This is a genomic window from Bacillus sp. AFS017336 (assembly GCF_002555445.1).
Classification (GTDB): Bacteria; Bacillota; Bacilli; order Bacillales; family Bacillaceae_G; genus Gottfriedia.
In genome coordinates, this window is sequence record NZ_NUCO01000024.1 from 149310 (window position 1) to 161698 (window position 12389).

The 12389-nt window shown below is 34.7% G+C and carries 14 protein-coding genes; 2 read left to right on the forward strand and 12 right to left on the reverse strand.

The window, feature by feature from the left end; translation table 11 throughout:
• Positions 1-206 precede the first annotated feature (206 nt).
• From CN601_RS15020 to CN601_RS15045, 6 genes are all read right to left on the reverse strand, one after another.
• Positions 207-686, reverse strand: a complete 480-nt coding sequence (locus tag CN601_RS15020) for a GlcG/HbpS family heme-binding protein (protein WP_098117092.1) — start codon at positions 684-686, stop codon at positions 207-209.
• A 13-nt stretch (positions 687-699) separates the two neighbouring features.
• Positions 700-2172, reverse strand: coding sequence for an aldehyde dehydrogenase family protein (locus CN601_RS15025; protein WP_098171488.1), 1473 nt, complete (start codon positions 2170-2172; stop codon positions 700-702).
• A gap of 59 nt (positions 2173-2231) precedes the next feature.
• On the reverse strand, positions 2232-2960 hold the full coding sequence (locus CN601_RS15030) for an iron-containing redox enzyme family protein (RefSeq protein WP_098117090.1): 729 nt from the start codon (positions 2958-2960) through the stop codon (positions 2232-2234).
• Between the two features lie 220 nt (positions 2961-3180).
• Positions 3181-4635: a hypothetical protein gene (locus CN601_RS15035; protein WP_098171489.1), complete on the reverse strand. Its 1455-nt coding sequence runs from the start codon at positions 4633-4635 to the stop codon at positions 3181-3183.
• 27 nt (positions 4636-4662) lie between these two features.
• Positions 4663-5433 carry a creatininase family protein gene (locus tag CN601_RS15040; protein ID WP_098171490.1) on the reverse strand — a complete coding sequence of 257 codons (771 nt, stop codon included), beginning with the start codon at positions 5431-5433 and terminating at the stop codon, positions 4663-4665.
• 116 nt (positions 5434-5549) lie between these two features.
• The gene (locus CN601_RS15045) at positions 5550-5882 is read right to left on the reverse strand and encodes a 2Fe-2S iron-sulfur cluster-binding protein (RefSeq protein WP_098117087.1); all 333 of its coding nucleotides are present in this window, start codon (positions 5880-5882) and stop codon (positions 5550-5552) included.
• Positions 5883-6163: 281 nt separating this feature from the next.
• Here CN601_RS15045 and CN601_RS15050 point away from each other — a divergent pair, with 281 nt between their 5' ends.
• A complete protein-coding gene (locus CN601_RS15050; RefSeq protein ID WP_098117086.1) occupies positions 6164-6499 on the forward strand; it encodes a hypothetical protein in 336 nt (111 codons plus the stop codon).
• A gap of 294 nt (positions 6500-6793) precedes the next feature.
• Here the strand turns inward: CN601_RS15050 and CN601_RS15055 are convergent, their stop codons facing one another.
• Positions 6794-8170: a hypothetical protein gene (locus CN601_RS15055; RefSeq protein WP_098117085.1), complete on the reverse strand. Its 1377-nt coding sequence runs from the start codon at positions 8168-8170 to the stop codon at positions 6794-6796.
• 389 nt (positions 8171-8559) lie between these two features.
• On the opposite strand from CN601_RS15055, the gene CN601_RS15060 reads away from it, so the two are divergent.
• The gene (locus CN601_RS15060) at positions 8560-8715 is read left to right on the forward strand and encodes a DUF1540 domain-containing protein (protein ID WP_098117084.1); all 156 of its coding nucleotides are present in this window, start codon (positions 8560-8562) and stop codon (positions 8713-8715) included.
• A 157-nt stretch (positions 8716-8872) separates the two neighbouring features.
• Here CN601_RS15060 and CN601_RS15065 read toward each other — a convergent pair whose 3' ends face one another.
• From CN601_RS15065 to CN601_RS15080, 5 genes are all read right to left on the reverse strand, one after another.
• Positions 8873-9199 (reverse strand): antibiotic biosynthesis monooxygenase family protein, encoded by a 327-nt coding sequence (locus tag CN601_RS15065; RefSeq protein ID WP_098171491.1) that lies wholly within the window; start codon positions 9197-9199, stop codon positions 8873-8875.
• A 114-nt stretch (positions 9200-9313) separates the two neighbouring features.
• A complete protein-coding gene (locus CN601_RS26965; RefSeq protein ID WP_179865567.1) occupies positions 9314-9451 on the reverse strand; it encodes a hypothetical protein in 138 nt (45 codons plus the stop codon).
• A gap of 113 nt (positions 9452-9564) precedes the next feature.
• Entirely contained in the window at positions 9565-10725 is a 1161-nt protein-coding gene (locus CN601_RS15070; RefSeq protein WP_098171492.1) for an MFS transporter, read from the reverse strand.
• A gap of 778 nt (positions 10726-11503) precedes the next feature.
• Positions 11504-11875, reverse strand: coding sequence for an ArsR/SmtB family transcription factor (locus tag CN601_RS15075; RefSeq protein WP_098171493.1), 372 nt, complete (start codon positions 11873-11875; stop codon positions 11504-11506).
• Positions 11875-12300 carry an SRPBCC family protein gene (locus CN601_RS15080; protein WP_098171494.1) on the reverse strand — a complete coding sequence of 142 codons (426 nt, stop codon included), beginning with the start codon at positions 12298-12300 and terminating at the stop codon, positions 11875-11877. The genes CN601_RS15075 and CN601_RS15080 overlap by 1 nt, the downstream gene beginning before the upstream one ends.
• Positions 12301-12389 lie beyond the last annotated feature (89 nt).

A 12389-nucleotide genomic window follows, 5' to 3' on the forward strand; every position in this document is an offset into this window, starting at 1 on the left:
TTTGCACAATTTTAGCCTTGCATAACATTTATAGTTCATTTATCACATTCTATTATCTGTCCCCTCTAACTCACTATGTAATCTGCCTTATAATTAACAGCTTATGTATCTTCAATTAAGAACTTTACTCCCATTTATTATATTATTAAAATGTTTGTATACCAAAAAAGGCGATGTAGGGACAACACCTAACCGCCTCTAAACTATTATTTTTTTATGTCTGCATCCGTAATGACTTCATAACCATCATTTGAAAGTAGCTCTTGTAAAGCTTGCAGAGCTGCAGTCCCTACAGCTGTATCCTGCGCTCCATTTCCGCCACTAATCCCCACACCGCCAATAACTTCTCCGTTAACTACGATTGGAAAACCTCCAACAAAAATAGCAAATTTTCCATTTAACATATGTTGTATGCCAAATGCCTCATTTCCTGGAAGAGCTGGTCCATTAGGCTCTGTATTAAACAAATGAGTCGAACGCTTGTGCCCTGCCGCAGTATATGCTTTAGCAATCGCAATTTCTGGACCAGTAATACGAGCACCATTCATACGTTCAAGCGCAATAACATACCCTCCATCATCTACAATTGCAATCGTTTCTGGTACGTTAATTTCTTCTGATTTTTTCTTTGCAGCCTCAATCATTACTTTTGCTTCTTCTAGTTCTATTTTCAATATTGTCTTCATTAAAAATGCCTCCTTAATAACCGATATAAACTGTTTTTATTTGAGTAAAGAATTCAAGTCCGACTCTGCCTGACTCACGGAACGTAGAAGTACTAGATCGTTTTACTCCACCAAATGGAGCGTTCATTAAATTACCTGTTGTTGTACGATTTACTTTGACAGTCCCCGCCTGAACATCTTTCGTAAATTGATGAGCCAGTTTCAAATTATTTGTAACAATCGATGCAGATAACCCATATTCAACATCATTAGCAATTGAAACGGCTTCTTCATAGCTTTCAACTTCAATCACAGCTACTACTGGTCCGAAAATCTCTTCTTTCGCAATGCGCATATCCGGCTTTACATTCGTGAATATTGCTGGTTCGATATAGTAGCCATTTTTGTAATTACCATACGAAAGTTGTTGACCACCGTATTCAAGTAACGCGCCCTCACCTTTTCCAATTTCAATATATTTCAGAACGTTTTTTAACTGCTTTTCATTTGCAAGCGGTCCAATAATGACACTTTCATCAAATCCGTCACCGATTCTTAAAGCGCTCGTTTTTTCTACTAATTTCTGAACAAATTGCTCTTTTACTTCTTTCATAACAATGACACGACTAGTACCCGTACATGCCTGACCAGTAAGATGAAAGCCTCCATTCACTGTCAGATTCACTGCTAAGTCTACATCTGCGTCATCCATTACAATTAGTGGGTTTTTTCCACCAAGTTCCATTTGTGTTCTTGTCGTAAAGGATGTGTTTTTATGAATATGCTCCCCAGCACTAGTAGATCCAGTAAAAGTAACTCCACGAATAGCAGAATGTTTAACTAAAATATCCCCGATATCAGACGAACTTCCTGTAACGAAATTGATTACCCCTTTTGGGATACCAGCATCGTGCAAGGCTTCAACAAGTCGAAAAGCAATTAAAGGTGTATCAGAGGATGGCTTGAATACAACCGTATTTCCAGTAATCAATGCAGGAGCAATTTTTCTAGATGGTATAGATAATGGGAAGTTCCAAGGCGTAATAACTGAAATGACTCCAAGCGGTTCACGTTCTGTTGTTACTCTCATATTTGGATCATCATTCGGGAATGTTTCTCCTGTAAAGCTTTGTCCTTCAATTGCATAATAACGAAGCGTCTCTGCTGAACGAAGTACCTCCTGTTTAGCTGCGCTTATGATTTTCCCTTCTTCGCGTGTTAACTCATCAGCTAGTTGATCGACTCTTTGTTCAAGAATTGCTGCCGCCTTATTTAAAATTGCAGCACGTTTAGAAGGAGGAGTTTGTGCCCATTCAGGAAATGCTTTGCTTGCTGCTTCAATCGCTTGGTTCACATCTTGCTCTGTTGATGCTTGAAATATGCCGACAATCTCTTCCTTATTTGCCGGGTTAACGCTTTGGAACGTTTTATTATTTGAAGACTCGATCCACTCTCCACATATGTAATTTTTAAAAGTTTCCAGTTTAGTAGTTAACAAATCTATCATCCTTTCTGAACAAGATGGCAGTTCCCTAGTCGGAAACTGCCATTTTAGTTTTTTACTTATTATGCTTGTACTAGAGCACCAAGATCCTTCTCAAGATATTCTCTCCATAAGCCATCCATGTACATGCGGCGCATTTTTGCACCAGTACGAACTACTTCTAAGCAACGTTGTTGTAGTTCTGGAGTATCAGCATGATCAAGTACGATTTTATATCCGCGCTCTCCATGAATTTCATCTGATACGATGTGTAAGTCGAAGAATTCAATCTCTTCATCTGTAAAGTTGTACTTTTCACGTAGAGCTGGAGTTTGCTTACGATAAATGTCAGGAACTTGAGACTCAAGTCCTACTACTAAAGCTGCAGTTGCAACTACGAAGTTTTCACGCGCTGCTACTGCAAAGCACCAGCTTTGTAAACCTAATGTTGTTGCAGCCATGTTATTAGGATCTAATACTCGCTCACGAGTTGTTCCACAAGCTTCAGCAAATCTGATTAATAAGTCTGTATGACGATCGCCAGCGATCTCTTCTTCATACATATTTTGTAAAGTGAAATCTTTAGCGTCTTCAAATTTTGGTAAGTTTGGAGTGTTATGGTAGATATAAGCTAAGTAATCTGCAAAAGGTCCAACATAATGGTAATGGTTTTCAGCCCAGCGAGCGAAGTGGCTACGCTCTAATTTTCCTTCAGCCCATGCTACAGTAAATGGTGCCTTTTGGCTATGGTTCCCTTTAATCGCTTCCTCTAACTCCTTACGAAACTCATCTTTTGATAATAATCTAGTCATTCCAAACTCCTCCTTCAATATGTTTATGTAGTTTAATAGATTAGGTAAAAAATCGAAGTATACCAAACCGCTAAATATACCGATAAAAACTACTAAATCCGAGTATTTATTTGTATTTTGTATTTGGTATACCAACTAACCTTATAGTAACCCATTCATTTTTATTTGTAAATACATTTTTACTAAATTTTCTAATTTTTCTAAAATTTAAAGAGATGCTCTACCATATAACCAGAGCGACAATGGTAGAGACTATTAATCCTGCAGTAACAGGAAGTAGGTTTTTCCTAGCTAACTCTAAAACGTTTACGCCACAAAAACTTGCAACCGCTACCAATGAAGACCATGCAATTAATGTACCGCCACCTGTCCAAACAGATCCCATTTGTCCGATTGCACCTAACGTACCTGCATCCATTCCTACACCTGGAGCCAATGCACCTGATAGAGCTCCAACTAATGGTAATCCAGAAAATCCTGATCCTTCTAACCCTGTAATAGCTCCCGTAATTAATAGACCAAATGAAGTTAATACCGAATTATGTGGAATAATTGATTGGCCAGCTTGCACTAAATCAACTAAGAAAGCCGGCTTTGCCACATTTTCTCCTAAAGAAAAAATTGTACCACTAAAGTCCGAACTTCCTAAAAAGAAGAACGCTGCAATCGGAATAACTGGTCCCATTGCACGAAACGCAAATACGAATCCTTCTGTAATATGCTCACTAATTTTATCAAGAGCTTGTAAACGACGGAAGGCTACACATGTTACGACTAATAGCATTGTCGCAACACCACCTATAAATGCTGCACCGTCTCCTCCTTCAAAACCACCCATTTTACTATTACCAAGCTTCGTTGAAAACATGAATATAATAACTGCTAGTAGTGAAAGTGGGACTATAACAGCAAAGATTTTCCCCCATTTTTCACGCTCTCTAGTATCTACAGTGCTTTCTGTTGCAGCAGCAATTTCATTTGCAGAAGAATTTTTGTCTATAAGTGACTGTAAATGTTGTAATGAAGCTTCACCTTTCATTTTACCGATAGATTTTCGTTCAGTTAAATACGTAATCGCGATCGCAACTCCCCCTGTAATAAGAGAAAGAATTAACACTTTACCTGATACAGCTGATGTTGGAATACCAGCAGATTTAGCAGTAAGCATTGGTGCGATCTGCATTATATAGTCTGAAGAAAGTGCCATACCTTGTCCTGCAATCGAGACTACCATAGCACAAGCAATTGGCGATAAACCAGCACGAATAGCCGCAGGTACTAATAAGGTACAAATAAGCGGTACGGCTGGAGTAGGCCAGAAGAATAAGGAAATAACGTATGTTACAACTAGTAAAACAGCAAAAGCGATATGACCGTTTTTCATCACCTTTTGCATCGGAGCAATCATTCTTTCATCTGCACCAGTATCTTTTAAGGAATGTAATAAAGCCACCATAAAAGTGATGATTAAAAAGATGGTAAAAAGTTCTTTCGCTGCAACAAGGTTTGCATTGAACAACGCTTGAAATCCACCAACAACTGATCCCTTATAAGCGATGGAAACAAGAAAGGTCCCAATGATGGTAGGAAGTACAACCCCTTTTCGAAACAACATTGTCACAATTACAACAAGTGTCATGATACCATAAAGCCAGTGAGCAACAGTTAAATCCATAAACTCCACCCTCTCATTTATAGGTACTTACAACTTACATTCTTCTTCTAGATGTAATAGCTTTTGAAGTTCGAGTGAAAGATTTTCAAGTGCTTCTTCTACGATTTTTTCCCCTATTTCGTAACTTGCTTTCGTTGCATCCCCAATGCAACCATTAGTCGTCATTTCTTCATATCGATAAAATCCTTGAATTGCTTTACCAGGTCGTAGCTGTTTCCACCTACTCTCGCTAGTAATACTTCCTTTTGTAATTTTATTAGGTCTAATTAAATGAGGAGCCAAGTAAAGTGCCTCAGACACTTCTCGTTCACAGCTGTGCCCGAATAACGGCGAGTGAATAGATTCTGAGATTGAAAGTTTGGCAGATGCAGTCGTTTTAGCATAATAAATCTCTGCATCTAGCTCATCCGACAACATAGTGCAGGCAACATTTAATGTTGACTGATTGCCACCGTGTGAGTTTAATAATAAAAATTTTTCAATTCCATGATGTTTAAGAGATATGATCATATCTTTTAAAATTGCTATAAGCGTAGTCGGTTGTAAAGATATAGTTCCTGGAAAATTCAAATGATGATGTGAAACTCCCATATTAACAGTCGGTGTTACGATTACATGAGGATGCATTTTTTCTGCTAGTTTATTAGCCATTTTCTCTGCAAGTACAGCATCACAGCTTTCAACCATGTGCGGGCCATGCTGTTCGTGTGCACCAACTGGAATAATTGCAAGTTTTACAGTATGTAACGCATCCTTTACTTCTTCCCAAGTCATCTCAGTTAACAAGAATGCTTTCATATTTTCACCTCCTTTCACGGTAAGTGTATCCGCTTACAAATATTTCTACTTTAGTTCATGTGAATTTAATTTCAGATTAGCGAGGTATATTGTATACCTAAATGATGCAAAAAAAATTATTGGGCATTAACTGGTTTTGCAACTTTCGGTATTGGGGCAATTATATGTTCCTGTGAAATGACAATATCGTCTTTGATCGTTAGCTGACAGCATAAACGCATGCCTTCTTCTACTTTTTCTCCTAACATTTTCTGCTCTTTCCAGTTTGGCGGATCAAGCTTCTCTGCTCCTTCTAACACTCTACAAGCGCATTTTGTACATTTGCCCATCCCGCACCCATATTTTAGCTTCGGGAATTGACGGATGCCTGCCAACACTACTAGATTCGCGTTATCACGCACTTCTTGCTCAATGATTTCTCCTTCAACATGCAAGCGTACTTTTGGCATTTGTATCCCTCCAATTTAATTTTCTTAAAATTTCAAAAATTTACTCTGATTATAATTCGAATTTTTTATAATGTAAACACTATTATTCATTTGGAAATCTTTAACATTAAAAACTTATCTAATCAAACTTTATTTTTTCTTCAAAGCATTTTTTGTTTTTATTAAAAATTCTGAAAATTATATTGCTTAATTTTTTTTTATGTATTACACTATGAATAGAAATTTGGTATACAAAATACCTAATGCTCAATACTACATAATTAGATGAGGAGTGTGCAAAGATGGGTAAGTATATTGTATTAACGAATAAAGACACGTTTCAAACGATTGTAGATAACGAGGGATTAAAGGCAATCGAAACATACCACTTCTACTTTTTTGAAGAACTAAAAGCGAAATACACCATTGCTGAAGTATTAGACGACAATATTAAAATCAAACTTTACGAAAAGTATGAAGGAAAAGAATATGTGAATGATATTCGCGTAAAGTTCTTTGAGACGTTTGATACAATCGAAGCGGCACATGAAGAGTTATACGAAATTGTTAAAGCCCAAGGTAACAGTGAAGACTCTCAGCATTCAAAATTAGTTAAATCGGACGTATTATCTGTATAGATTACTTAGAAATAGCACTGCTACAGTGCTATTTTTAATTTAAAAAATATATTTGAACTGCACTTACTAATTTCCTCAGGCAACTGAAAATAGTCTAAACTTTTGCCCACCTATTTCTATATTCGGATACTATTCAACATATAAAAAAGCCCCCCCCTTTTTATAAGGTGTAGTTACTTATTCCTAAAATCGGAAACTACGCCGATTTTTCTTATACATTCCCAATTTATCCTTTCATAATAGATAAAATAAAAAGACAACTACTAACTGTTGTCTTTTGTCAGTTCTATTTTTCTAAAAAAGCCACTCTAAACCACATAAATAAAGCATAATCATAATTAAATAACTAATTGTATAAGGAATATTCCAATTCGATACTTTAAACGAACTCTCTTTCACGATACTCGACATTAATCCGATCGTAGCGTTGTATGGTCCTACTAAAAATGCTGAAATGGCTCCTGCTAGTAATGAAACAGTTAATATATACGGTGAAATACCTAAACTTTGTGGGTCTAGCGCTTCTGCCATTAACGTCAAAGTTACCGCAGGATGAAGCCCCGTAAAAGCAAATGCTAATGGAATTAATGGTAAAAGAATTAAAAATACTTCTGGTCCTACAATATCCTTAAAATGAGTAACTGCTAAATTTACTGTTTCACTTATATTCGTTCCTTTGACTACGGAAATAAAAAAGCCAGCTGACAAAAATATAAAAAATTGGTCTTTCATTTTAAAGGAGTAGGATTGAAAATACTCTTTTAAATTATGTAAAAATGCACTTTGTTGCTTAATGAGAAGAGACCAACTAAATGCAAATGGAATAACTAGAATTGAAACGATAATAACAAATGAATAGGAAAAAAGATGTTCGGCAAATGAAATGATCAGATTGAAAATCAGGATTGCTATGAAAATATGAAAAACTTTTCCTTGAGTAGCTACTCCTTCTAGTGAAGCTGCTGTTTCATCTGGTATTAAATTATTTCTAAGACCCTTCGTAACACTTTTTCGTGAATTTCTTGAGGCTAATATCCAATCTAACGCGACCCCCAATATACTTAAAGGCAGCACATACGGTAGAATTGATACCCAACTTACCCCCGTTACACCGATTACAATCCCAACGATTGGTGTAATTGGCGCCCAAAGTAGTGGCATTGCAAATCCATGTGTGATCGCTCTACTCATAAAACGTTCTTCTTTTTTAATAGAAAAAAGACTTAAAGATGGTTGAATGGAATAATATGTCATCGGTAAGGTTGCTAGATTCATAAACATACTTAAAAAATAAGAAATTCCCGATGTCATAATATACAACTGTCCGGATGTTTTTACTTTCTTCTGTATAATCGCTTGAATTCCATTAGCATAACCTCCCAGTCTGACCGGAAAACCTAATATAGGAATTAGTGCAAATAAAGTTAGCAAATCTAGCATTGGTCCAAATGACAGGATATAGTCTTTTAAACTAGCATGATTTCTCCAAAGTAGAATGAACCCAATTAGTAAAAAAATACTTCCAATTGTTCTAACGAGTGACTTAACCGTAAACATTGTATATAGAACAATAAAAATACATAAACAAGAGATATAAATTTGCAAATCCCATTGAAACAAAGAGGATAATAAATAGAAAAAGATTACTAAAGCAAACATATACTTCAACACGTTCCAACATCCTCCCCTTACCTTTGGTATACCATAATTAAATATTCAGTATATTTTATAAGGAATTATACCATAAATAGCTAGTTTTGGTATACAATTTTATCTTTTATCATTTTTATGATGGTGAAGATAAAATTGTGGATTTAGTTAGAACTCAAAAAAATATGGGGTTTTACAGAGTTAGTATATTCAATTTCAAATATGTTTAATCAAGATCAAGAAACTTAAAAGTAATAGGTAAACTAAAAACCTTATCTAATTAATCGATAAGGTTTTTACTCGCCATATAAAGATTTACACCTTGTATTAATTTACATTAAAAAAAGCGATTCAAATATGTATCAATCCTCTTATTAATGTTAATGATAAAATTAAGGAGGTGTCTTACTATGGCAAAAGATGTACTTTGTGAAGTTGATAATTGTAAATATTGGGCTTCTGGAAACCAATGTAGTGCAGATTCCATTTATGTTGTAAGTCATAAAGGGAAACAAGCTGCAAACAATGCTGAAACAGATTGCAAAACATTTGATCCAGGATTATAAACAATTAAGGGTAACCTATTTAGGAGGTTGCCCTTTCTTATTTATAGTATTGATAATAACTATCATTTTCATTCAAATTAATTCCAATTATTTTATATTTTTACATCTGAGCTTTCTCACCGTTATATACTCCTGTATTATTGACGGCGATAATATTTTACATTTCAAAAAAACGATCTCTTTCAACTTTACACACTCTTAACGCGAAAGATTCATACCAGTCTTTTTTTCCACGTTCTTGTGCAACTTTATGAACCGCATGTTCTTTCCATGTTTTAATCGCTTCCAATGACTCCCAATACGAAACAGTTATACCCATTTCATCATCTCGAGCACTCTCCACTCCTAGAAATCCTTGTTGGCTTGAAGCTAATTCAACCATTTTTTCGGACATCTTACTGTAACCATTATCTCCTTCAGTTCTATTAGAACAAAAAATTACCGCATAGTAAGGCGGATTTGGCGTTTTTGCAAATGATCCCATTTATACCTCTCCTTTTTCTATTAATCATATTTGATTAAGGAGCTATTTAACATAGGATTAATCAAAAAAATAAAATAAAATAAAAAAGCGATACAATGTACCGCTTAAAAAGTATCACTCAAATAAATAAGGATTTCCACTTATACTTTTTCTCATTTCCTCTGTAACTTGAAAATCTTCTTGTTCGAAGTTTTGCTCAAATGATTCTTCACTCATTCCACTGCCATCAAAATGCATTGGTTTATTTTCCATAACTTTCACCTTCTAATTCATAGTAGTTTTATGTCACTATTAGAATGTCCAATTCTGAAAAATAAATGACAAAAAAACGATGCAATAAAAATTACATCGTTTATATATACATATTAATTTGTACTTGCTTTCACTTTATTTGTTTGAACAAAAGAGTAAATTGCAGAAAATAAAGCAAAAATAACGATAATACCACCTACTAATGCATTCATTGTTACATGATACTGAGTAATTAGAATACCACCTAAGCTTGAACCTAAAGCAATTCCAGTATGTGAAAAAGAGTTATTTAATCCAACTTGTATATCTGCTGACTCTTTAGCTACTTTCGCAAGGCTATCTTGAACTGCTGGACTAATTGACCATGATACAGTACCCCATATGATAACAATAATAAATAAACTAATGATTGAACTCGGTGCGAATGTTAGAGTTAAAATCGAAATAGCCAATAACCCTAAATTAAATACGATCGTTTTACTTCCACCAAATTTATCAGTAGACCAACCACCTAACCATCCACCTAAAATTCCTGCCATACCAAATACTAATAAAACAATACTAATCATGTTAGTAGATAATCCCATCGTTTTAATTAAGTATGGAGTAAAGTAAGTGTAGATTGTAAAGTGTCCTGTTAACTGTAAAAATGAAATAAGTTGGATCGATAAAATACTTTTATTTTTAAGTGTCGCTACTTGCTTAATCAATGGGATCGTAGGCTGACCTTCAACTTTTGGTAAAAATTTATATATTCCTAACATAGACAGTAAACTTAATAAACCTACCAAAACAAATGTCATTCTCCAACCAAAATTTTCTCCAATTACTGTACCTAATGGAACACCAAAAACTAAAGAAGAACTGATTCCCATAAAAATAACCCCAATTGCTCTACCTCTAATTTCAGAAGAAACAATATTTGCTGCAGTCGTTATTGAAACAACGATTACAACCGAGCAGCTTGCTGCAAGAATTATACGTGCAATCAATAAAACAGCAAAATTTGGACTAATAATAGAAACAATATTTCCAAAGAAGAATACGGTTAATGCGATTAACAGTAATTTCTTACGCTCCATTTTTGAAGTAACCGCGATAAAAACAGGAGCACCAAATGCAAAGACTACCGAGAAAATTGAAACCAATTGACCAACGGCTCCAACCGAAACATGTAAATCCCCAGCAATCATTGACAGTAAACCGGTAATAATAAACTCAACAGTTCCCGCTACAAATGTTGCAATAGCTAATATATATATTCCTTTATGCATTATAAAACCCCTTAAATATGAACCACATAATATTTTTTGTCACATTATTTCATTATATAGATATAATTAAAAATGTCTATGTAAAAAAACGAACCTGGTTTAGGTTCATTTTCAAGTTGTTATAAATACTCTTGTTGATTAATATCAAATTTTTGTAAAGGTTGGCTCCTGAATTTGATTTCTACTACAGGGTGATCGCCCCTTTATGAGTTAGATTTTTTCTTCATTTTTCTGTTTTACTACTCATGAGCCCTTTATGAGTAACACTTTTGCTTCTTTTTCCTGTTTTACTTACTCATGAGCCCTTTATGAGTAACACTTTTGATTCTTTTTCCTGTTTTACTTACTCATTGACCCTCCATGAGTAACACTTTTGCTTTTTTTGGCTGTTTTACTTACTCATGAACCTTCTATGAGTAACACTTCCTCTTCTTTTCGCTGTTTTACTTACTCATGAACACTCCATGAGTATCACTTTTGCTTCTTTTTCCTGTTTTACTTACTCATGAACCTTCCATGAGTAACACTTTTCCTTCTTTTTCCTATTTTACTTACTCATAAGCTCTTTATGAGTAACACTTTCTCTTCTTTTTGCTGTTTTACTTACTCATGAACCTTCCATGAGTAACACTTTCTCTTTTTTTGATTGTTTTACTTACTCATGAGCCTTCTATGAGTAACACTTTTGCTTTTTTTCGCTGTTTTACTTACTCATGATCCCCGTATGCTCCTCAAAAAAAAAGAGTGTCCCAATAAAATTTCGGGACGCCCTCATGAATTAATCTTCAATATGATCTTTTTTCGCTTTAACTATTTTTATGCTTTGGTCTTCATTATTTTCAACAAGATGTTGTAAAATTGATAATTTATTTGCCCAAAATTGTTCGTAGTAGGATAACCATTGTTTGATTTCTAAAAATGCTTCTGGCTGAAGTTTGTATCTTCTTTCTCTGCCAACTTTTCTTCCACTTATTAGTTCAGCTTCTGAAAGAATATGGAGATGTTTTGCAATTGCTGTTCGACTCATTGGAAAATTACTTGATATTTCAGAGATAGGTAGTTCATTATTTGCTAATAATTTAAGTACTTCTCTTCTCGTAGGATCCGCGATTGCTTGAAAAACGTCATATTTTTGTGCAGAACTGGACACTAGTTTTCAACAACCTTTTTAAGTTTTTGAACAATACCTGTCCAACCACCATTCATATTGTCGCGGACAATCGCACTTTTTTGATTTGGTTTTGGAAGAATTTCGTCTGCAGTTTTCCAGCCACTATGAATTAAAGTAAATTCAGTTTGTTCACCTAAATCTTTTAAAATAAATGATACTACCCATCCGTCAACATCCCAAGAAAATGATACTAGGTTTGGTTCATCAATTTCTAATACCTTACAAGGAGATGCACCGAATGGTCCTTGCAAATGAAATTCATGCCCTACTGTTGGTTGAAAATCATTCGGCATAAACCAGGCCGCAATACCTTCTGAAGTTGATACTACCTGCCATACTTTTTGAATAGGTGCATTGTATATTAGTGTTTGTTTAATATCTTCTACTTGGTTTTGTACTCCCATATAGACCCTTCTTTCAAATTAATATAAAACCTTTTAGTTATATTTCAAATTATATATAACCATTTGGTTTCATGTCAATCACATTTTAT